This window comes from Haladaptatus sp. AB618, assembly GCF_024136965.1.
Classification (GTDB): Archaea; Halobacteriota; Halobacteria; order Halobacteriales; family Haladaptataceae; genus Haladaptatus.
The window spans coordinates 502,956-523,391 of sequence record NZ_JAMYJX010000002.1; the positions used below are offsets into that span (position 1 = coordinate 502,956).

Annotated in this window: 20 protein-coding genes and 1 pseudogene; 11 read left to right on the forward strand and 10 right to left on the reverse strand. The window is 63.9% G+C overall.

All coding sequences use genetic code 11. From position 1 onward, the window contains the following. The first annotated feature begins 24 nt into the window (after positions 1–24). A complete protein-coding gene (gene thsA, locus NKF26_RS09405; protein WP_253234273.1) occupies positions 25–1,665 on the forward strand; it encodes a thermosome subunit alpha in 1,641 nt (546 codons plus the stop codon). Between the two features lie 75 nt (positions 1,666–1,740). On the opposite strand, the gene NKF26_RS09410 is transcribed toward thsA, so the two are convergent. Continuing rightward, positions 1,741–2,811 carry a guanosine monophosphate reductase gene (locus NKF26_RS09410; protein WP_253234217.1) on the reverse strand — a complete coding sequence of 357 codons (1,071 nt, stop codon included), beginning with the start codon at positions 2,809–2,811 and terminating at the stop codon, positions 1,741–1,743. 119 nt (positions 2,812–2,930) lie between these two features. On the opposite strand from NKF26_RS09410, the gene NKF26_RS09415 reads away from it, so the two are divergent. The 3 genes from NKF26_RS09415 (at position 2,931) to mutS (ending at position 6,595) form a co-directional block, all read left to right on the forward strand. Beyond that, positions 2,931–3,512: a TetR/AcrR family transcriptional regulator gene (locus NKF26_RS09415; RefSeq protein ID WP_253226507.1), complete on the forward strand. Its 582-nt coding sequence runs from the start codon at positions 2,931–2,933 to the stop codon at positions 3,510–3,512. Positions 3,513–3,583: 71 nt separating this feature from the next. After that, a complete protein-coding gene (locus NKF26_RS09420) occupies positions 3,584–3,925 on the forward strand; it encodes an antibiotic biosynthesis monooxygenase (protein WP_253234218.1) in 342 nt (113 codons plus the stop codon). Between the two features lie 57 nt (positions 3,926–3,982). Further along, positions 3,983–6,595 carry a DNA mismatch repair protein MutS gene (gene mutS / locus NKF26_RS09425; protein ID WP_253234219.1) on the forward strand — a complete coding sequence of 871 codons (2,613 nt, stop codon included), beginning with the start codon at positions 3,983–3,985 and terminating at the stop codon, positions 6,593–6,595. Between the two features lie 3 nt (positions 6,596–6,598). Here mutS and nucS read toward each other — a convergent pair whose 3' ends face one another. Both nucS and NKF26_RS09435 read right to left on the reverse strand, forming a co-directional pair. Further along, complete coding sequence (gene nucS, locus NKF26_RS09430) at positions 6,599–7,333, reverse strand: endonuclease NucS (RefSeq protein ID WP_253226795.1); 735 nt, start codon at positions 7,331–7,333, stop codon at positions 6,599–6,601. A 41-nt stretch (positions 7,334–7,374) separates the two neighbouring features. Further along, complete coding sequence (locus NKF26_RS09435) at positions 7,375–7,899, reverse strand: DUF6735 family protein (RefSeq protein WP_253226504.1); 525 nt, start codon at positions 7,897–7,899, stop codon at positions 7,375–7,377. Between the two features lie 134 nt (positions 7,900–8,033). On the opposite strand from NKF26_RS09435, the gene NKF26_RS09440 reads away from it, so the two are divergent. Both NKF26_RS09440 and NKF26_RS09445 read left to right on the forward strand, forming a co-directional pair. Then, the gene (locus tag NKF26_RS09440) at positions 8,034–9,890 is read left to right on the forward strand and encodes a glycoside hydrolase family 15 protein (RefSeq protein WP_253234220.1); all 1,857 of its coding nucleotides are present in this window, start codon (positions 8,034–8,036) and stop codon (positions 9,888–9,890) included. A 187-nt stretch (positions 9,891–10,077) separates the two neighbouring features. Then, complete coding sequence (locus tag NKF26_RS09445) at positions 10,078–10,608, forward strand: 2'-5' RNA ligase family protein (RefSeq protein WP_253226502.1); 531 nt, start codon at positions 10,078–10,080, stop codon at positions 10,606–10,608. Positions 10,609–10,633: 25 nt separating this feature from the next. On the opposite strand, the gene NKF26_RS09450 is transcribed toward NKF26_RS09445, so the two are convergent. Next, a complete protein-coding gene (locus NKF26_RS09450) occupies positions 10,634–11,353 on the reverse strand; it encodes a hypothetical protein (RefSeq protein ID WP_253226501.1) in 720 nt (239 codons plus the stop codon). Positions 11,354–11,417: 64 nt separating this feature from the next. Beyond that, a complete protein-coding gene (locus tag NKF26_RS09455) occupies positions 11,418–12,053 on the reverse strand; it encodes a DsbA family protein (RefSeq protein WP_253226500.1) in 636 nt (211 codons plus the stop codon). 109 nt (positions 12,054–12,162) lie between these two features. Here NKF26_RS09455 and NKF26_RS09460 point away from each other — a divergent pair, with 109 nt between their 5' ends. From NKF26_RS09460 to NKF26_RS09470, 3 genes are read left to right on the forward strand one after another with little or no spacing between them, the layout of a single operon-like run. Continuing rightward, positions 12,163–12,495, forward strand: coding sequence for a hypothetical protein (locus NKF26_RS09460; protein WP_253226499.1), 333 nt, complete (start codon positions 12,163–12,165; stop codon positions 12,493–12,495). Further along, positions 12,488–13,000, forward strand: coding sequence for a winged helix-turn-helix transcriptional regulator (locus NKF26_RS09465; protein ID WP_253226498.1), 513 nt, complete (start codon positions 12,488–12,490; stop codon positions 12,998–13,000). Before NKF26_RS09460 ends, NKF26_RS09465 begins: the two co-directional genes overlap by 8 nt. Before the next feature lie 33 nt (positions 13,001–13,033). After that, a complete protein-coding gene (locus NKF26_RS09470) occupies positions 13,034–14,230 on the forward strand; it encodes an NAD(P)/FAD-dependent oxidoreductase (RefSeq protein WP_253226497.1) in 1,197 nt (398 codons plus the stop codon). On the opposite strand, the gene NKF26_RS09475 is transcribed toward NKF26_RS09470, so the two are convergent. The 4 genes and pseudogenes from NKF26_RS09475 to NKF26_RS09490 form a co-directional block, all read right to left on the reverse strand. After that, positions 14,205–15,368, reverse strand: a complete 1,164-nt coding sequence (locus NKF26_RS09475) for a VIT1/CCC1 family protein (protein ID WP_253226496.1) — start codon at positions 15,366–15,368, stop codon at positions 14,205–14,207. The two genes, NKF26_RS09470 and NKF26_RS09475, sit on opposite strands and share 26 nt — an antisense overlap. Before the next feature lie 75 nt (positions 15,369–15,443). Beyond that, positions 15,444–15,626 (reverse strand): hypothetical protein, encoded by a 183-nt coding sequence (locus NKF26_RS09480; protein WP_253226495.1) that lies wholly within the window; start codon positions 15,624–15,626, stop codon positions 15,444–15,446. 67 nt (positions 15,627–15,693) lie between these two features. Continuing rightward, the gene (locus NKF26_RS09485) at positions 15,694–16,263 is read right to left on the reverse strand and encodes a DoxX family protein (RefSeq protein WP_253226494.1); all 570 of its coding nucleotides are present in this window, start codon (positions 16,261–16,263) and stop codon (positions 15,694–15,696) included. 109 nt (positions 16,264–16,372) lie between these two features. Beyond that, positions 16,373–17,192: pseudogene (locus tag NKF26_RS09490) on the reverse strand (ThiF family adenylyltransferase). A gap of 168 nt (positions 17,193–17,360) precedes the next feature. Between NKF26_RS09490 and NKF26_RS09495 the strand changes: the two are divergent. Then, positions 17,361–18,173 carry a CPBP family intramembrane glutamic endopeptidase gene (locus NKF26_RS09495; protein ID WP_253234221.1) on the forward strand — a complete coding sequence of 271 codons (813 nt, stop codon included), beginning with the start codon at positions 17,361–17,363 and terminating at the stop codon, positions 18,171–18,173. A gap of 152 nt (positions 18,174–18,325) precedes the next feature. Further along, on the forward strand, positions 18,326–19,342 hold the full coding sequence (locus NKF26_RS09500) for an NADP-dependent oxidoreductase (RefSeq protein ID WP_253226491.1): 1,017 nt from the start codon (positions 18,326–18,328) through the stop codon (positions 19,340–19,342). A 40-nt stretch (positions 19,343–19,382) separates the two neighbouring features. Here NKF26_RS09500 and NKF26_RS09505 read toward each other — a convergent pair whose 3' ends face one another. After that, positions 19,383–20,411, reverse strand: coding sequence for a hypothetical protein (locus NKF26_RS09505; protein ID WP_253226490.1), 1,029 nt, complete (start codon positions 20,409–20,411; stop codon positions 19,383–19,385). Positions 20,412–20,436: the final 25 nt, after the last annotated feature.

Here is a 20,436-nt window from a genome sequence, read left to right on the forward strand (position 1 = left end):
TTCGGGGGTATCATGGCAGACAGAATGCAGACCGGACCGATTCTGATACTGGGGGAGGAGGCACAGCGAACCAGCGGGCGGGACGCCCGCGAGATGAACGTCACCGCCGGGCGGGCGGTCGCCGAGGCGGTACGAACCACGCTCGGGCCGCGCGGGATGGACAAGATGCTCGTCGATTCGATGGGCGACGTGGTCGTGACGAACGACGGGGTGACCATCCTCAAGGAGATGGACATCGAGCATCCGGCGGCGACGATGATGGTCGAAGTCGCCGAAACACAGGAGGACGAGACCGGCGACGGGACGACAACGGCGGTCATCCTCGCTGGCGACCTCCTCCGACAGGCGGAGGACTTACTCGAACAAGGCGTCCATCCGACGACGGTCGCACGCGGCTACCGCCTCGCCAGCGAGGAGGCGTATCGGCTGCTCGAAACGGCATCCCATCCGGTCGAGGAGCGGGACCTCCTCACGGAGATTGCACAGACCGCGATGACCGGGAAGGGTGCGGAGGCGGCCAAAGAGGCGCTCTCGGAACTCGTCGTGCGGGCGGTTCGAGCCGTCTACGACGAGGACGGTGACGGCGGGGACATCGACCTCTCGAACGTCACCGTGGAGACGGTCGTCGGGGGCGGCATCTCGGATTCGGAACTCGTGGAGGGCGTCGTCGTGGACAAGGAGCGCGTGAACGACGACATGCCGTGGCGCGTCGAGGACGCCACCATCGCACTCGTGGACACGCCCATCGAGGTGCAGGAGACAGAGACGGACACGGCGGTCAGCATCACCGACCCCGACCAGTTACAGGGCTTTTTGGACCGCGAGGAGGCCCAACTGCGGGAGATGGTCGAACGCATCACCGACAGTGGCGCGAACGTCGTCTTCTGTCAGAAGGGAATCGACGACATGGCCCAGCACCTGTTGGCACAGGAAGGGGTTCTCGCCGTCCGCCGGGCCAAGAAGAGCGACGTGCAACACCTCGCGCGGGCGACGGGGGCGCGCGTCGTCTCCAGCCTCGGCGACATCGATCCCGACGACCTCGGCCACGCCGGAATCGTCGAGGAACGCAACGTCGCGGGCGACACCCGAATCTTCGTGGAGGAGTGTGACAACCCGCGAAGCGTCACCCTCCTCCTGCGCGGCGGGACCGAACACGTCGTCGAGGAGGTCGAGCGGGCGGTCCACGACAGTCTGGGCGTCGTGCGGGTCACCCTGCTGGACGGGCAGGTTCTCCCCGGCGGAGGTGCACCGGAAACGACGCTCGCACTCGGATTGCGGGAGTTCGCCGACGGCGTCGGCGGTCGGGAACAACTCGCCGTCGAGGCGTTCGCCGACGCAATGGAGACGGTGCCGCGCACCCTCGCGGAGAACGCGGGGATCAGTCCCATCGACGGCGTGACCGACCTTCGAAGCCGTCACGACGCGGGCGAGGAAAACGTCGGCCTCGATGCCGAAACCGGCGAGGTCGTGGACATGCTCGACGCTGGCGTGGTCGAACCCCGCCGCGTCAAATCCCGAGCCATCGGGAGCGCGACCGACGTGGCCGAACTCCTCCTCCGTATCGACGACGTGATTTCCGCGGGCGACCTCGGCGGCAGCGACGAAGCGGAATCTCCGGAGCCGGGCGGTATGGGAGGAATGGGCGGCATGGGTGGCGCGATATAGACGGGAAACGAGACGGGAGACGGGAGCGGTATTTTTTCGAGGACGGTCTCGGAGACGCGAAAACTCCGATTCCGATTACTGTAGCGGCGCGAGTTCCTTCTCCATCTCGGGTTCCACGTTTGCGAAGACGGAATGGGAACCCTCACGCTCCCGGGCACTCGGGGCGACCTGAATGAACTCGGCGTTCTCGCGGGCGGCGGGGATGTCGTGGCCGCCGCAGTAGCTCAACCCCGACCGGATTCCGGCCAGGAAGGTCGCGGTTTCGTCGGCGAGCGGGCCTTTGTACTCGGTCAGCCCCGCGATGCCCTCGTCCGCGTCCGGGGTGAGGCTCTTGTCGGTGCGGTTCTCGTTCGCGGCGGTGGAGGCCATGCCGCGCGACCGCTTGAACGTCTTCCCCTCGACGGTGACCGTCTCGCCGGGTGCCTCGTCGGTTCCGGCGAAGAAGCTCCCCATCATGACGGTGTCCGCCCCGGCCATGAGCGCCTTCACGGCGTCGCCGGACGTTCGGATACCGCCGTCCGCGACGATCGGGATTCCCAACGCTTCGGCTCGCTCCGAACAGTCGTCCACGGCGGTGAGTTGCGGAACGCCAGCCCCGGCGACCTTTCGGGTCGTGCAGTGGGAACCGGGACCGACGCCGACTTTCACGCCGTCCGCGCCCGCGGAGTAGAGGTCCGAGACGGCCTCGGGCGTCACGACGTTCCCGGCGACGAGTTCCGCGTCCGGGAATTCGGCGTTAATCTCCGCCACGGCGTCGAGACAGCGTTCCATGTGTCCGTGTGCGACGTCGACCATGATGCAGTCCACGCCCGCCTCCAGCGTCGCTTCCGTCCTGTCGAGGAATTCCTCGTTGATGCCGACGGCGGCACCGACGAGGCCGCCCGCGTCCTTCACGGCCCGAACCTGCTCGGCCTGTTCCTCGATGCTCAAAAACCGGTGAATCGTGCCGAAGCCGCCCATCTCCGAGAGTGCGATCGCAGCGTCCGTCTCGGTGACGGTATCCATCGGCGCGCTCAACAGCGGCGTGTCGAGTTCGAGATTCGCGGTGAGATTCGTCGTCAGCAAGACGTCGCTCCGGCTATCGACCGGGGAGCGTTGCGGCACCAGCAGTACGTCACCATACGAAAGACCTGTCCGAACGTTCATCGGTAACCTTCACCTCCGAATCGCCGACTCCACTTAACTCCTCTGCAACGACGCGAACGACGGACGATGGACGACACCGACCGGAAGGGTATTTCCGACGGAACGAGAACTCGACTCCGATGCCAGCGACGGACAGGACGCCGCCATGCGACACGTACGAGAGCCTGATGGATGCCACGTATCGTGCACTGGCCAAGGACGGGTACGCCGATCTCACGCTCCGAAGCATCGCCGCGGAGTTCGACGGGAGTCGGTCCCTCATCCACTATTACTACGAGTCGAAAGACGATCTGCTCTCGGCGTTTCTCGACTCCCTCCTCGACGAGTTCGAGGGTACGATCGACGACGACGCATCGCCCCGAGAGCGCCTCGATGCGCTCATCGACTGGATCGCCTACGGGCCGGAAGAGCGACCGGAGTATCACCGTGTCCTGTTCGAACTCCGAGCACAGGCCCCGCACAATCCCGAGTTCGCGACGCGGTTGGAGGCGAACGTCCGAGGAATTCGGAGCGCGCTCGAAACGGCGATCGCGGACGCGGTAGCGAACGGCACGTTGCCGCCACGGGATCCGGAACGGACCGCCATCCTCGTCCTCACCGCTATCGACAACGCGCGAACCACCGACTACGTGCTCGGCACCGACGACATGCTCGACCGGACGCTGGACGCGGTCGCCGTCCTCCTCCTGCCGAACGAGTGATTCGAGGCCGTACCGATACTCGAACTCCGTCGAACGCGCTGTTGGCCATGTGGCCAATATTTAAATATACGGTGAGCGTAGCGGACGGCGACATGACGACCATCGACGAAACGACGGACCTGACGACGCTCATCAACGTGTTCACCGTGTCTCCCGAAAAGCAGGACGAACTCGTAGAACTCCTCGCGGACGCAACAGAGAAAACCATGCGCCACCTCCCCGGTTTCGTCTCGGCGAACCTCCACCGGAGTCGGGACGGCGAACGCGTCGTCAACTACGCCCAGTGGGAGAGCGAAGCCGACTACGAAGCCATCTTCGAGCGCCCCGACGTGCGCGAACACATGGACGGGGCGCTCGAACTCGCCACGGCGGACTACCACCTGTACGACGTGGCGTTCGTAGACGAGCGATAGCCCAGGATTTGCCGAGATTCCGGCAGCTTATTGCCGCGCGGGCACTGGGTTTCTCGCATGGACGCGGCGCTGGGGGCACCCGAGAAGATGGCCGAACACAGCGACGAGTTGACGCCGATGATGCGTCAGTACTTCGAGTTGTGTCGGCAGTACGACGATTCGATGGTACTGTTTCAGGTCGGCGACTTCTACGAGACGTTCTGCGAGGCGGCCGAGCAGTGTTCCAGAATCCTCGAAATCACGCTCACGCAACGCGAGGACAACACGGGGACGTACCCGATGGCCGGGATTCCCATCGACAACGCCGAATCGTACATCGAAGCGCTCCTCGACGCGGGGTATCGCGTGGCGGTCGCGGACCAAGTACAGGACCCGGCGGACGCCTCCGGCGTGGTCGAACGCGCCGTCACCCGCGTCGTCACGCCCGGAACGCTGACTGAGGACGAACTGCTCCACGGCGACGACAACAACTTCGTCGCCTGTCTCTCCCGCGACGAAGGCTATGGGCTCGCCATCCTCGACGTCTCGACGGGTGACTTCTACGCGACGACCGTCGAAACCGAGAGCGAGGTCCGAAGCGAGGTGGAGCGATTCGCCCCGACGGAGGCAATCGTCGCCCCCTCGATCGCGGACGAAACTACCGAATCCGACGTCTTCGACGCCGACTGCATGGTCACGACCTACGAGGAGGCCACGTTCGACATCGACGGTGCGACGGACCTCGTGGCGGACTACTTCGGCCCGCCGGAGCGACTCCTCGCCACCGACGCCGAAATTCGCGCCTGCGGCGCGCTGCTCTCGTACGCCGAGTACGTCCGCGGCGGCGAGGGAATGGGCGATGACGCGGACGACGGATCGTCCCGTCTCGACTACCTCAACCACCTCACGCGCTACGACCCGCGGTCGTACATGCTCCTCGACGCGGTTGCACTCACGAGCCTCGAACTGTTCTCTCCCCGTGCCGTTCACGGACAGGACGAAGCCACGCTCGTCGGCGTGCTGGACGAGACCGCGTGTGCGCTCGGCAGCCGAAAGCTCACCGACTGGCTCCGGCGACCCTTGCTGGAACGCGACCGAATCGAGGACCGACTCGACGCGGTCGAGGAGTGGACCACGACGGTGCAGGCGCGCGAGGAAGTCCACGAACTCCTCCGGAACGTCTACGACATCGAACGGCTCATCTCCCGCGTCTCGCGCGGCCGGGCAAACGCCCGTGACCTTCGCTCGCTGAAGGCCACGCTCGACGTGGTGCCCGACATCGCGGCAGCGATGGAGGGCGTCGAATCCGCGAAGCTCCGTACCCTCCACGGGAATCTGGACGAGATGGCCGACGTGCGCGACCGAATCGACCGCGCTATTCCCGAGGAACCGCCCATCGAAATCACGGAGGGCGGCGTCATCAAGTCGGGCTACGACGACGAACTGGACGACCTCCGCGAGACCGAACGCTCCGGAAAGGCGTGGATCGACGACCTCGAAGCGAGCGAACGCGAGCGAACGGGTATCGGCTCCCTGAAGGTCGGCTACAATCAGGTTCACGGCTACTACATCGAAGTCACGGACCCGAACCTCGACAAGGTGCCCGACGACTACACCCGACGACAGACCCTGAAGAACTCCGAGCGCTTCTACACGCCGGAACTGAAGGAACGCGAGGACGAAATCATCCGCGCCGAAGGGCGTGCCGACGAGTTGGAGTACGACCTCTTCCGCGAGGTGCGCGACGCCGTCGCCGAGGAGTCCGAGCGGGTGCAGTCGCTCGCCGAGACGCTGGCCGAACTCGACGTGCTCGTCGGGTTGGCGGAGGTCGCCGCCAAACACGGCTACTCGCGCCCCGAAATCGTTTCGGACGGCATCGAGATCCGAAACGGTCGCCACCCCGTCGTGGAGCGAACCCAGTCCTCGTTCGTGCCGAACGACACCCGTTTCGAGGGCGACACGCTGGCGGTCATCACCGGCCCGAATATGGCCGGAAAATCCACCTACATGCGGCAGGTCGCGCTCATCACGATTCTCGCACAGGTCGGGAGCTTCGTTCCCGCCGACGAGGCACGACTCGAACTGGTGGACCGCGTGTTCACCCGCGTCGGCGCGAGCGACGACATCGCGGGCGGCCGCTCGACGTTCATGGTCGAGATGACCGAACTCGCGGACATCCTGCAGAACGCCACCGACCGCTCGCTGATTCTGCTGGACGAAGTCGGCCGCGGAACCAGCACGACTGACGGCTTCGCCATCGCCCGCTCGGTGACCGAGCACGTCCACGACGAAATCGGGGCGAAGACGCTGTTCGCCACGCATCACCACGACCTGACCTACGTCGCCGACGACCTGCCGAACGCCATCAACCTCCACTTTGCTGCCACGGAACGCGACGGCGAGGTGGTCTTCGAACACCACATCTCTGAGGGCGCGACGATGGCTTCGTATGGTGTCGAAGTCGCCGGACTCGCGGGCGTGCCGGAGTCGGTCATCCAGCGGTCGAAGGAGCTACTGGCGGAGGGGAACGGCGGGATGGAAGACCCGACGACGGAGGAAACGAACGCCGCCGATTCCATGCCGTCCGACTCGAACGACGTAGTGGACGAACTCCGACGAACCAACGTCGCGGCGACGACGCCGCTCGAAGCGTTGCAACTACTCGACAGGCTGAAATCGCAGTTGGACTGATTTTCAGGGTGCCAACGAGACGAATTCGAGTCCGCTCTCGGCGAGCATGCTACGGGCACGTTCGGTGACCGAGGGAGCGACCAGCACGCCGCGAACCTCCGCTCCGGCGTGGAGGTCCCGATGGAGTGCGTCCACGTAGCGTCGGAGTTGGCCGACCGCGTCCGGACCGACGCGCTTGCGCTTGAGTTCGACCACCATCGTGATTCCGTCCGCGTCCTTGCCGTAGATGTCGATGGCTCCCGCCGCAGTCTGGCGCTCGGTCGCCAGTGGGGTGAACCCTTTCTCCACGAGGTTCGGGTCGTCCAGAATCCGCTGGCGGAGGTCCTCCTCGGTTCCGGCGAGCGATAGCTCCTTGGCGTCGGTAACGTCGAACGACGAAACCTGCCTGAGCTCCTCGAAGTGAACGTCCAACGATTCGGAGGGGCTGTCCCTGCGACTGCCGACGCGGAGGTGGCCATCCGCGAGTTCGGCGGAGACGGTTCCGCCCGGCGGTTGCCAGTTGACGGGTTTCTGTCCTTCCTCGGTGTGGACCAGCGTCGTCCCGTCGGGTTTGAGCACGACGAGGCGGTCGCCGGGGCCGAGATAGCTCTCGGCGCGACCGTCGTACTCCACGGTACAGCGGCCGAACAGGGTGAGGAGGTCCCCGTTCCCGATGGCCGCTTCGATGCGGGCCAGCGCCGCTTCGTGCGTCGGTGTCAGGAGCGTATCGGGTGCGTTCTCCTCGTTCGTCTGCGTCACTGGCGGATGGTAGACGGTAGGCGGATAAAAACCGATTGCCATCAACGCGTGAAAACCACCTCCCGGCGGTCACCCGCCCATTCGGTGACGCGCGAATCGAGGTAGTCGATGGCGTCGTCGGCGTCGAGCACGTCCCCTCCAACCATGTCCCGGACGACGGCTCGGGTCGCGCGAAACCACCGGCGAGCGTCCCTCGCGTCGGCTTCGCCGTGAACTTCGATGAGCGCGCCCGCTTCGGATTTCGCGTCGATGGTGGTGCCGAACCACAGCGGGAGGTAGGCGATGACGCGCCACGAAAGCGAAACGACGAAGAACGCCTCGATGGCTCGATAGTCGAACCGAACGGCGTCCTCGAACGTCAGCGCGGTCGCTTGCGGCGTCGGATCGATGGCTGGCGTCCATCGCTCATCCCTTCCGTTCGCGCGTCCGTTTCGTCCACCGCCTGCGAACGGCGTTTCAGCGGTGATTCGATGCCGTAGCGAGAGGTCCGTTGCGCCCCACTGTGCGTATCCTCGGTCGTAGCGGCCGTCCGGTCGCTCGTAGGCGACGAGTGCTCGGTGTCCCACTGGGCTGGTGTGCTCCCGTCATCGAATAAAAATCTAGTCGTCTCCCGGTCGAATCGATGTTTCCCTGCCCAAAGGTTCAATTCCCTTCTACGTAGAGTTATAGATATGAAGCGGTTTTCCGCAGGGAGGCACCCATGACGGGATATTTTCCTATCGAGCGGTATGGAATTATTGGAAATCTGGAAACCTGTGCGCTGGTCAACGACGAAGGAGGTATCGAGTGGCTTCCCATGCCGCACGTCGAATCCCCCAGCGTGTTCGCCAGCATACTCGACGCACAGAAGGGCGGGCACTGGCGAATACAGCCCATGCTCGCGTTCGAGTCGGAGCAGTCGTATCTCGATTCGACGAACGTGTTACGGACGACGTTCGAGACCGAATCCGGCCGTGTTCGGGTCACGGACTTCATGCCCGTCCGTAACGACGGTATGGAGCGGGCGGTGTACCGGAAGGTCGAAGGCATCGAGGGCGATGTCGAACTCGAACTGACGTTCAGCCCCCAACTCGACTACGCGCACGGTGAGACGAATCTGACGCCCGAGGACGACGGTATTCGAATCACGAGCGGGGACGACGATGGCGACGATGGGGATCTTCCCGGCCACGACGACGACCACTTCGCGTTCCTCAGCGGGGGAATCGATGTCGAAGTGGATGGTGGAGGCGGTAGCGCGGTCTGGTCCGTCGGCGAGGACGAATCGACGTGGTTCGTCCTGGCGTTCAACGAGAAGAGCATTGCGAACACCGAGGACTGTGAAGCGGAACTGAACCGAACGTCCGAGTTCTGGCGCGACTGGGCACACGACTGCCCGGATGGCTGTGTGTTCGGCGAGGACTCCCACGACCTCGCCGTCCGGTCCGGATTGGTACTCAAACTGCTCACCCACCGCAAGACGGGGGCGATTTGTGCCGCGCCGACGACCTCGCTTCCGGAGAACGTCGGCGGCGTCCGAAACTGGGATTATCGCTACAACTGGATCCGTGATGCGGCGTTCACGATTCAGGCGCTGGCCAACCTCGGACACACCGACGAGGCCGAAGCGTACTTCGATTGGTTCCTCGGCCTCAGTCAGTCCGAGCATCCGACCAAAATACAGCCACTGTACGGACTTCACGGCGACCCAGACCTATCGGAGAAGACGCTCGATTATCTCGCGGGGTATCGCGGTTCGACGCCGGTTCGCGTCGGTAACGGGGCCAAGGACCAGCGACAACTCGACGTCTTCGGCGAACTCCTCCTGGCGATATTCGAAACCTCGGACGGCGGTGATTTCGACCCGGACGACTGGGAGGCGATTCGCCGTATCGTCGAGCACGTCTGTGACGTGTGGGACAAACCGGACGCCGGAATCTGGGAGGTTCGTGGCGGCCCGGACCAGTTCGTCCACTCCAAGGTGATGTGTTGGGTCGCGCTCGACCGCGGCCTGCGAATCGCCGACGAGTGGGGATTCGACGCGCCTACCGAGAAGTGGCAGGAGACGCGTGATATGATCCGTGGCGACGTGCTCGAACACGGCTACGACGACGAGGTCGGGAGCTTCACCCAAGCCTACGACACGGACGCGCTCGACGCGACGGCGTTGCTGATTCCCGTCGTCGGGTTCCTCCCGTTCGACGACGAGAAAGTACAGAACACCATCGACGCCATCCGCGACCGCCTCGAAACCGACGGTCTCGTGAAGCGCTACGACGCCGAGGACGGCCTCCCGGGTGATGAGGGTGCGTTCGTCATCTGTTCGTTCTGGTTGGTGTCCGCGTTGGCCCAGTCGGGACGCGTCGAGGAGGCCCGTGAGGTGTTCGAGTCGGTCTGCTCGTACGCGAGTCCGCTCGGTCTGCTCGCGGAGGAAATCGACCCCGAGACGGGTCAGCAGTTGGGCAACTACCCACAGGCGTTCAGCCACGTCGGACTGGTCAACTCCGCGCTGTACCTCGGCATGGCCGAGGACGAAAACGAACCCCACCCGAAGACGGTCGGGATGGAAGGCGGATAACGACGCTCAGTCGAGGGCTTCCGTCGCGTTGTCCCACTATCCTATACGCCTCGGTAGGCGGAACGTTCGAGGTCGAACGGGAAACGAGGGGACGGAACCTCCCATTGGTGCAAGCGATGGTCGGTGCGTGAGTTGTCGCTCGGACTATCGTGGGAATATTCTTATCGCTATCTGAAAAGTACGAATCGTGACTACAATAATCGGACCAACGCTCCCTGACCTGTATTTCAGCACCGTCGAATCGATTTGGGACGAGTTGATAGCCGAATTCGGAATCGACCGGTATCCCAACCCGTTTCCGCACTTTACCCTGTACGCCCTGGACGACGAGGTCGATATCGCAACCGTCGAAGCCGCCGTTGCGGAGGCCGCGGAGGAATATTCCCCGTTATCGGTTCATACGGACGGTATCGGCATCTTTCCCGGGAATCACGTCTGGCTCCCGGTCGCGAAATCCCCCCAGATCACGGCACTCCACGCCGACATCGTTCGGGCGGTGGAGGGGTTGGGAACCGCACCGGTGCCGTTTTACGAACCACAGAGATGGTTCCCACACGTGGGCTTTGCACTCGGTCTCGACGACGAGCGAACTCGTGACGTCGTCGGGTTCCTGCTGGAGTACGACTTCGAGTGGGAATTCACGGTGGACGATATCACGATTACTCGGCCACCGGCCGCGGGGGAAGAACACGAGATAGTGGCGTCCGTCGATCTTTGAGGACAGCGAACGGCCGCAGATAGAATCACACGTCCCGAAACGGACGGGCGTCGGCGAGGTCGAACAGATGGAGCACGTCCTCCCGACTGTAGTGATCCAGCAGTTCGTGAAGCGAGCGGAACGTCAGGGTCTCCGTCGCGCCGACCTCCGCGAGCGCGAGGTACCGCTCGCCGAACACCGGGACGTCCTTGTTGATGACCTTCCCGAAGCCCCGGAACTTCTCGGGTCGCAGTTCGTCGAGGTCTACCCCGTGGTCGTACTCCTGCCAGTACGTGTCGTCGGGGTCCACATCGACGTTTCGACAGGCGTCTTCCAGTCGCGTGTAGTCGCCGAAGGCGTCCCACGCCGGACGGCGCAGGTCGACGTGCGTCAGTTCGGATTCGAGCAGGGAACGCAACCGCTCGACGACCCCCGTTTCTGCTCTCCCCGCGTCCGCCGATTCCGCGGCCTTCGCCCGTCCCACCAACTGCGGCACGTCGAACGTCTCCCCGCCGTAGGTGACCACTTCGGTTCCGTCCCGTCTGGCGAACCAGTCGAGCGTTCGCGCCACCAGATCCAGTTCGCTGGCGGGCGTTTCTCCCTCCCGAAACAGCACCGCCGCTTCACGGTCGCCGTCCGGTGATTCGTGACCGAGGGCGACCGCGAGTAGCTCGAAATATCTTGGATCGTCGAACTCCGGCGGTGTCTCGTACCGTTCGAGCGTCGGACTCACCGTCTCGATGTCGAGTGCGAACCGTCCTGCCATCTACCGTTCACGAGGCCGGGCGGGACAGGTAAAACTGCTGTAATCGCGACGTGAGGTGGTTGATTTATTCGACGCCGTCAACGAGTCGTTCCAGTTGCTCCGGCGGAACCGCGCCGCGGGCCACGTATCCGTCGTAGATGAACGTCGGAACGCCCGTGATGCCCTGCTGCTGTGCGTCCGTGAACAGTTCGTCGAGTTCCGCGCGGAGTTCGTCGTCGCCGATCGCGTCCCGAATCTCGTCGCCATCGAGTCCGACATCCGTGGCGAGATCGGTGAGAACGGTCGTATCCCCGATGTCGAGACCGTCCTGCCAGAGTGCGGCGAAGATGGCTTCGTCGAAGTCGAGCCATCGGTCGGGGTGCTCGGTTTTGACGTAGTAGGAGGCGACCTGCGCGGGGAGCGAATCGACGTCGGCCGCTATCTCCTGTGCCATCTCGACCCCGTATTTCTCCTGCAACCGTCGCACGTTCTCCCGCGCCTGTTCGTAGTACTCGTCGCCCTTCCCGTCGTCCGCGGCCGTGTCGATGGTTCCGTCGGGATTTCGCTTCCCGCTTCGGAGGTCGAACGGATGCCAGTCGAACGGGAGCGGTTCCTCCCGCGTCTCCCGATACCGCTCCAGCGATCGTCGGCCCAGATAGCAGAACGGACAGACGTAATCGGAGTAGACGACGAGTTCCTCGCTCGCGTGTGCTTCGCTCATGGCCGTACGTTGTGCGGTGAACCGTTAAAAGCGGATGGCCCCGGAAGCGGTTGCCCCTTCGTCCGTGAATCGAATCCCTCAGGTGTCTCGGGAACGAACTCGACGCCAGATGGTGCCGCTGTACCCGCTTCACGTCGTTACCCAAGGGGGGAGCGTCGCGCTCCACGTCGTGCTCGCAGTCGCGGGACTCGGGTCGGCGGCCATCTTTCTGCTGGCGCTCGCGGCATTTCGCCAACGACGTTCGCTTCCGTATCTGCTGATCGCGCTCGCGTTCGCGGCCCTCGCAGGCCGCGAACTCGTCGGTGGACTGACGATGGCGAACTATCTCACCGCGAACGCTCATCACCTGTTCGAACACGGGTTGGACATCGTGATGATGCTCCTGCTCATCGGAGCGGTGTACTACGCCAGAACTGTGGAAAAAAGGAAATACGATGACTGAAACACGAACGCGGATACGCCGATGCGTCGAATCCCGTCCGGGAATTCACTTCAACGACCTCGTCCGGAAGGCCGACATCGCCCCCGGACAGGTCCAGTACCACCTTCGGGGGTTGCTGACCGACGACAGACTCGTCAGCGAACAGCTCTACGGGAAGACCCACTATTACGAACCGGAGTACGACGAGTGGGAGCGAGCGGCGCTCGCACTGCTCCGCCGGGAAACGGCCCGTGACGTGCTCGTCACGTTGCTGGAGCGGGGTACTGCCCGTCCCGCGACGCTCGCCGACGACCTCGGAATCGCGCGCAGCACGCTCGAATGGCACGTGTCCCACCTCGAAGAACAGGACCTCGTCGAGAAGCGCCACGACGTTCGAAATCGCGTGACGCTCGCGCCGACCCGCCCGGAGGAGACGGCCCGCCTGTTGACGGCCGTCACGCCGTCGGTTCCCGAGCGGATGGTGGACCGATTCACCCGACTCGTGGACGGTTTGCTCGTCGAGTAGGTTTTTGCTCCCGGTCGTCGTATTCGCCACGGTATGCGATACCGGCGCGATATCGCCGTCGTCGGCGGTGCGGTCGGCGGCCTCGCGGCCGCCACCGCCTTCCGACGCCTCGGCCACGACGTGACCCTCTTCGAGCGCCAGTGCTACGACGAAAAACGGGTCAATTGCGGCGAGGCGATGACCGCGGCGTCGAAAATCCCGCTTGAGAAGACGGCCGAAAACGGCTTTCTGAATCGCGTTCCCTCGTTCGAGGTCGCGGTTCGTAGCGGAACTGAAACCGTCGGTGGCGGTCGGTTTTCCGCCCGTGATGCCTACATCACCGACCGAAATACGGTCGAGCGTCGGTGGGCGGAGTGGGTGGAAGACCACGGCGTCGAACTGAGAGCGAATCACGGCGTCAGCAAGGCGGAATTTCGTGAGTTGGCGGACGAGTACTACTTGGTGGTGGACGCCACGGGTCAGCCCTCACTCGCGAGCAAAGCCGACGGCACGACCGACGAGTATTCGGGACGGATGGTCGCGCTCAACGCCGACGTGACGGGCGATTTCTCGGCCGTGTATCCCCGTTCGCGCATCGTCTTCGAGGGGTACCTCGGCTACGGATGGCTGTTTCCGAAGACCGAAACGCGGGCCAACGTCGGCGTCGGGTGGCACGAACGCGACGTGCCGGACGACTACTTTGCGGCGCTTCACGACGCCTGTGACCGAAACGGCTGGCCGAAACCCACGCGAGACGAAACGAACGTCGCGATCATCCCGCGCGGGCCGAGTCTCGACCCGGAACGGATTCACCCCCGAGCGAACGTGGTCCGCGTCGGTGACGCCGCCGGAATCGCGAACCGCTTCACCGGAAAGGGAATCTCGCAGGCGATCCACTCGGCCACCCTGCTCGCGGAGTGTGTCGCCGAAGGGGAACTGGCCGAGTATCCCGACCGACTCCACCGCGGAATGCGGGCCGAATACCTGCTCGCGTCGCTCGCCACGACCGTGTTGGCCGAAGGACGACCCGACCTACTGGCCGACCTGCTCTCGGCCGCTTCGGGTATCGACATCGAAGACATCGACCGACACCCGTCGCGGGCGCTGGCCCGCCTGCTCTCGCATCCGTCGCTGGCGGCTCGGTTGCTGTCGATTCCCGCCGCACGGCGGTCGGTGTGGCGAGCGCTTCGCGACGAGTGGGAGTACGACGACGCGTTTCGTCCGCTCACCCCGCGATCGTCACCCCGATGAGCCGCCCCACGCCGAAGGTCAGGAGGGCCGCCGCGAGCCCGATGAGCACCTGTCGCCCGCCCGAGTGCCAGATACTTCGGCCGGTCAGGAGCGTGATCCCTGCCCCGATGGCGAACAGCGCAACCGCGCTGGCGAGCAGGCTGGCTCCGACTGCCGTGAGTCCGGTGAAGAGGGCGAACGGTGCGACCGGAACGATTGCACCGAGCGCGAACAGGACGAACGACGACCCCGCGGCCTCCCACGCGGACCCGCCGAGTCCTTCGGGGTCGATGCCGAGTTCCTCCCGTGCGAGCGTGTCGAGCGCCGTCTCGCGGTCGGCGATGATCTGTGCGGCGAGTTCGTCCGCCTGTTCCTGCGACAGCCCTTTCGCCCGATAGATCAGCGCGAGCTCGGCTTCCTCCTCCTCCGGTACTTCCGCGAGTTCGTCCGCCTCGACCGAAATCTGGCGCTGGTACAGTTCGCGCGAACTCGTCACCGAGAGCCACTCGCCCATCGCCATCGACCCGGCACCCGCCAGCAGCCCCGCGAGCCCCGTGATGAGGATCGAGTTCGCCGACAGCGCCGCTCCGGCGACGCCCATCACCAGACTCAAGTTCGAGACGAGTCCGTCGTTCGCGCCGAGCACGGCGGCGCGCAGTGCGTTCCCGCTGGTCGCCCGATGTCTGCCTTCGAGTCGCGCCAAGGTTCCGCCCTCCACGCCACCCGACGTATCCAGGTTCGCGAGGAGACGGGCGTGCGAGCGTTCGTCCTCCGCGAGCGATGGATCCGCGTCGGGTTGTAAGTGATACTCTACGCCCCCGCCGATTTCGCTCCCGCGAACCGCCGGGAGGACGACGTTCGCGCCGAACCGCCGCGCCAACCACGAGAGGGTCCGTGCGCGGCGACTCGGTGCGGGCAGACCGACGGGCTTGCCCGCTTCGTCCAGCTTCGCCGCCCAGAAATCCGCGTGCTCTCCTTCCGTCTTCGCCAAATTCTCGTACAGTTCGGCGAGTTCGGGGTTCGATTCCCCCTCGGCCATCGCCCGGTACAGCGCCGCCCCGTCCACCTCGTCCTGCCAGTTGGCACGCCAGCGTTCGACGTCGTCCAGGTCCACGTTGCCCGGGTCTGCGTCGTCCGAGTCTTCGTCCCCTGATTCCATAGTTGTTGTATCATCGCCATTCGGGAAAACAGTGCCGTGAAAATCGGGAAGGCGAGAACCGACAGGTGCGGAAAATCAGCTTTCGAGGACTTCCCGTTCCGAGAGCGTCGAAAGGGAGTTTCGGATATCGAGCAGGACGCTCAGAATACGAAGCAAGACGGCGGCTACGATTCCGAGGAGGAGGTTGCCGCTCACGACAACTGCCGCGAGAATTCCTACGAAGAGGACCACTTCGTACGGAGATAAGCTGTGTTCCATACGCCACCCTTGTGTCGCCTCGGTTGTATTTATTTCGTGTACGAAATCTGAGTCCAAGAAAAATAGCTCAGCCGAGGATGTACTGGAGGGCGGGGTACTTCTCGACCAGCGGTTTGCCGTCCACTTCGTAGCGCTCGATGCGTGCGTCCAGTCCGAGGATGTGGCCCGCCCCGAACGCCGCGACGGCGAGGAAGACGAGCATGTACGCGAAGTCGCCGTTGATGATTCCGTGTTCGACGGTCCAGTTGCCGAAGTAGAACATCAGCATCATGAACGCGCCGAAGAACGCCGCGAGGCGGACGAACGCGCCGACGATGAGGGCGAGACCGATGAACAGTTCACCCCACGGGACGGCGACGTTCACGAAGTCCACGAACCACGGCGTGGTGCCCATCCAGTGGAACACGCCGAGCATGGGGCTGGCCTTCGGAACCGCGTTCGTCAGGTACCCCGCCGCGCTGAACGACTCCGCCGCCGTGAGTTTCGCCCAGCCAGCGGCGAGGAACGCTGCTCCCATCATGAGACGGAGCGCCAACACGAACCACGCGCTCAGACTGTGTGCCTGGCCGTGAACGGTTACGCCACCGATTTTGCTCTCGAACGTGTTTACTCCGGTGTTCAGTTGTTTAGTTGCCATTGCAGTCACCTACGAATATAGAAACGACCGCTAAGGATATAAAGTAATATTGCGGTTCTCGTGGCATGAGAGCCGCGTATGGCGGCGTTTAGCAATTTGATACGTGCTGTCAGCTCGCCCGCACTGCACACGACGATTCGGTGTACTCGACCTCGTCGATGGAGTCGATGGGGTCGTCGCCGCAAACCGGGCAATCAGGGTTTCGTCGGAACTCGACCTCCTCGAAACTCATGTCCATCGCGTCGTAAAACAGCATCCGGCCGTCGAGGAGTTCGCCGGTACCCGTGATGGCTTTCACCGTCTCGGTCGCCTGAATACAGCCGACCGTTCCGGGGAGGACGCCGAGGACACCCGTCGTCGCACAGTCGGCGACCGCGTCTTCCGGGGGGGGATTCCGGGAAGAGACAGCGATAACACGGCCCGTCTGTCGTGAACGTCGTCACCTGTCCCTCGAACTTGTAAATCGCGCCGTGGGAGAACGGGGTGTCCGTGAGGGTGCACACGTCGTTGACGAGGTAGCGCGTCCGGAAGTTGTCGCTGGCGTCCACGACGAAGTCGTACTCCGCGATGAGCGCGGGGGCGTTGTCGGGGTCGACGCGAACCTCGTGCGTTTCGATGGCGATGTCGGGGTTCAGACCGCGCACGAAGTCGGCCGCGCTCTCGACTTTCGGCCGACCGACGTCGTCGTCCCCGTGGATCACCTGTCGCTGGAGGTTGCTCCGTTCCACGGTGTCGTCGTCCGCGATGCCAATGGTGCCGACACCGGCCGCCGCGAGATATTCGATGGCCGGTGCGCCGAGACCACCAGCACCGATCACCAGAACCCGTGCGTCGAGGAGCGCCTGCTGTCCCTTCGACCCAACCTCGTCCATGATGATGTGCCGGGAGTAGCGGTCGAGTTGTGTCGCGTCAAGCGAGAGGCCGCTCATGGTTCCACGTAGTCGCATCGAGCTATAAATCCGTGGTTCGACGGAATCACGAACCCGCATCGGGCATCCCTTTTCGGCCACGGATGACTGATATTCGATATCTCAGCCTACCGAGTCCGTCCGTCGTCACTCGAATCTTTTTTGCCACTCGGGTGCGCGGCGGCCGGTATGCAAACCCCCTCGACAGCGGAACGGGCGCGGCAGAGTTCGTTCGTCAAAGGGGTCGTGACGATGTTCGTACTCGGACTGCCCGGCGTCGTCGTCGTCGGCGTGTCGTTGCTCGGGTCACTGCGTTCCCTCCCACAGTTCGCGGGAGCATCGACCCCTGCTCTGTTCCTCCTCATCGTCACCCAGCCCCTCCTGCTGCTCGCGCTCTCCTGCCTCGTCGGGACGGCTCTCGCGCCGCGCACGAGGCTCAACTCGCACGTTCTCTACCGAATCGTCGGGAGAACCCAACCGCCGGTTCTGTTCGGCGAGGAACTCCCCGCTGCCATCGGCGTCGGCGTCGGTGTCGCCGTCATCGCCATTGCCCTCGACGGACTGTTCACGGTCCTCGTACCCGGTCTCTCGCCCCTCGTCGTGAGACCGATGGGTGATCCGACCGTCTTCTCGGTCCTGGAAACCGTTTCCAACCGGTTTCTCTATGGCGGGATCACGGAGGAACTGTTCCTTCGATACGGGTTCATGACGCTCGTCGTGTGGGGCTGCTGGAAGCTCGCGGGCGGAAAACGGCCGTCGTCCCGCGTCATGTGGACGGCGATCGGCATTTCGGCGCTCGTGTTCGGTCTGGGTCATCTCCTCGCGATGGTCGCGTTCTCGTCGGTGGCCCCCGCCCTTCTCGTGCAGATCGTTCTCACCAATGCGGTCATCGGCGTCGGCTTGGGGTGGCTCTACTGGGGCGAGAGCCTCGAATCGGCGATGGTCGGCCACATCTCGTTCGGCGTCGTCGTTATGGTCGTCTCGCTCCTCCTCTCCCTGTAAAACCGTCGTTTCACACCTCCATACGCTCGATCATCAGTGTTTAGTCACCCGTATGAAACGCCGAGCCGTATTTGATTTTGAGCACCACTCTCATACCGGCAAGGGCGGCTTCCGCCACAGGCCCCTTATCCGTGTATCTTGTATTCTCCTGTATGGCGACTAATCGAAAATTCCTGCTGTCGCAGCGACCGACGGGAACGCCCGACGATGACACGTTCGAACTGGTCGAAGAGGACGTACCGGAACCCGGCCCCGGCGAGGCGCTCGTCCGGACGCTGTATCTCTCCGTGGACCCCTACATGCGCGGCCGGATGGACGCCGGGGAGTCCTACGCCGAACCGTGGGAAGTCGGCGAGCCACTGGAGGGCGGCGTCGTCGGCGAAGTCGTCGAATCCAACGGCACGGAGTTCGAAGAGGGCGACATCGTCACCGGCAACCTCGAATGGGCCGACTACGTCACCGCCCTCGGGCCGGAACTCCAGCAGGTCAATCCCGACCTCGCACCCATCTCCACTTCGCTCGGCGTCCTCGGCATGCCCGGTCTGACGGGTTACTTCGGGACCAGAGAAGTGCTCCAACCCAGAGCGGGCGATACGGTCGTCGTGACGGGTGCGGCCGGAGCGGTCGGTTCCGTCGTCGGCCAAATCTCCAAACTCTCCGGCGCGAAGGTCGTCGGTTTTGCCGGATCCGACGAGAAGGTCTCCTTCCTCGAAGACGACCTCGGCTTCGACGTGGGAATCAACTACAAGGACGTGGACGACTACGGCGAAGCGCTGGACGAGGCCGCACCCGAAGGTGTGGACCGCTACTTCGACAACGTCGGCGGCGAGATCACGGATTCCGTCTTCGCCCGACTCAACGTCGATGCACGCGTCGCCGTCTGCGGCCAGATCGCGCTGTACAACGCCACCTCCATGCCGACCGGCCCGCGCAAACTCGGCAAACTCATCGAGACACGTGCGACCGTCGAGGGCCTCCTCGTCGGCGACTTCGCGCCGCGCTTTGCGGAAGGTGCGAAACAACTCGGTCAGTGGATTTCCGAGGGCAAGATCGAGTACCGCGAGACGGTCACCGAGGGCTTGGAGAACGCCCCCGACGCTTTCCTCGGCCTCTTCGAGGGCGAGAACATCGGCAAGCAGTTGGTGAAGGTCGGCGAGCGAGAGGAATAAGGGACGGTCACGCCGTTTTGGACGGTCTATTTTCGACGATCTATTTTCCCCGGTCCCACAGCGACCGCCCGGGCGTGTGCTGTGTCCACGTTTCGTCGTGGAGCAGTCCCGGTTTGCGCCAGTTGAAACGGACGTTCTGGTGGATGTCGAAGGGGTACGAGAACGAATCGAGGTGGATCCGTGACCGGGTGGCGACGGTGAACGACTTCCGGGCGTCGTCGGTCCTCGGCTCGAAACTGTGCGTTACCGACCCCCTTTTCGGTCGCTCTGTCTCGCTGATGGTGAGCGAATCGGTTTCCCCTGTGTCCGGTACCGTCGATTCGAGTTCCTCGTCGAATTCGGACACGACTTTGACTCGGTCGGCGTGGTAGCCCGCTTCGATGTTGTGTCCTGCGACTTCCCTTCCCGACTCGATGGTCGCCACGGTGTCCACGATGGCGTGCGGCGGCGAGCCATCGAGAACGGCGGTAGCACGCTTCCAGCGGTCGAACGCGCCGACCTGAGTTCGTCCTCTGATCCGTGTCCTTCCCAACTCGGTTGCCGAATCGGCGTGTGAAATGCCGTTTACCGAAACGTCGGAATCAGGGGGATGGCCGGTCAGTATCTCGTTGACCGCCCACGGTACATCGTCGGGGAGTTCGATGTTCATGAACCGTTGGGTGTCGAGTCTCCCGTCCGCGGGAACGATGGCCGAGATGAGTTCGCCACTTCCCCACCCGTCACCGGGGATTCCGTACCGCTTTCCCGTCGCTGTGCAGGTCCGCTGTGACTGCAACGGAGCGCCGTCTCCGACGAAGGCGACTGGCGTTCCGATAGCCAGTGCTCGGGCAGCATCGTCTTCGCTCACTTCTTTCGCCGGGAAGAGGGCGATGTCGGCGTCGGCCGGGTCGTCCTGCTCGTCCAATCCGCTGACATCCGGCAGTTCGACACCATCAGCGAGCGAAACGACGTGTCCGGAGAGATAGTCGGGTGGCGCGTCGTCGGAACTGCTTCCTCGGAGCGCGCTACAGCCAGCGAGCGCGCTCACACCGACTGTCGCGAGGAACGTCCGACGGGAGGACGGATTCATTCGATACTGGGTCTTCTTGCTTACA

What these genes read in the sequence shown, in the direction of transcription:
- NKF26_RS09470 (WP_253226497.1), top strand. Translation starts at nt 13,034, where the DNA reads ATGCGATACCGGCGCGATATCGCCGTCGTCGGCGGTGCGGTCGGCGGC.
- NKF26_RS09455 (WP_253226500.1), bottom strand. Translation starts at nt 12,053, where the DNA reads ATGAGCGAAGCACACGCGAGCGAGGAACTCGTCGTCTACTCCGATTAC.
- NKF26_RS09480 (WP_253226495.1), bottom strand. Translation starts at nt 15,626, where the DNA reads ATGGAACACAGCTTATCTCCGTACGAAGTGGTCCTCTTCGTAGGAATT.
- thsA (WP_253234273.1), top strand. Translation starts at nt 25, where the DNA reads ATGCAGACCGGACCGATTCTGATACTGGGGGAGGAGGCACAGCGAACC.
- NKF26_RS09460 (WP_253226499.1), top strand. Translation starts at nt 12,163, where the DNA reads ATGGTGCCGCTGTACCCGCTTCACGTCGTTACCCAAGGGGGGAGCGTC.
- mutS (WP_253234219.1), top strand. Translation starts at nt 3,983, where the DNA reads ATGGACGCGGCGCTGGGGGCACCCGAGAAGATGGCCGAACACAGCGAC.
- NKF26_RS09440 (WP_253234220.1), top strand. Translation starts at nt 8,034, where the DNA reads ATGACGGGATATTTTCCTATCGAGCGGTATGGAATTATTGGAAATCTG.
- NKF26_RS09475 (WP_253226496.1), bottom strand. Translation starts at nt 15,368, where the DNA reads ATGGAATCAGGGGACGAAGACTCGGACGACGCAGACCCGGGCAACGTG.
- NKF26_RS09500 (WP_253226491.1), top strand. Translation starts at nt 18,326, where the DNA reads ATGGCGACTAATCGAAAATTCCTGCTGTCGCAGCGACCGACGGGAACG.
- NKF26_RS09450 (WP_253226501.1), bottom strand. Translation starts at nt 11,353, where the DNA reads ATGGCAGGACGGTTCGCACTCGACATCGAGACGGTGAGTCCGACGCTC.
- NKF26_RS09415 (WP_253226507.1), top strand. Translation starts at nt 2,931, where the DNA reads ATGCCAGCGACGGACAGGACGCCGCCATGCGACACGTACGAGAGCCTG.
- NKF26_RS09465 (WP_253226498.1), top strand. Translation starts at nt 12,488, where the DNA reads ATGACTGAAACACGAACGCGGATACGCCGATGCGTCGAATCCCGTCCG.
- NKF26_RS09495 (WP_253234221.1), top strand. Translation starts at nt 17,361, where the DNA reads ATGCAAACCCCCTCGACAGCGGAACGGGCGCGGCAGAGTTCGTTCGTC.
- NKF26_RS09505 (WP_253226490.1), bottom strand. Translation starts at nt 20,411, where the DNA reads ATGAATCCGTCCTCCCGTCGGACGTTCCTCGCGACAGTCGGTGTGAGC.
- NKF26_RS09410 (WP_253234217.1), bottom strand. Translation starts at nt 2,811, where the DNA reads ATGAACGTTCGGACAGGTCTTTCGTATGGTGACGTACTGCTGGTGCCG.
- NKF26_RS09485 (WP_253226494.1), bottom strand. Translation starts at nt 16,263, where the DNA reads ATGGCAACTAAACAACTGAACACCGGAGTAAACACGTTCGAGAGCAAA.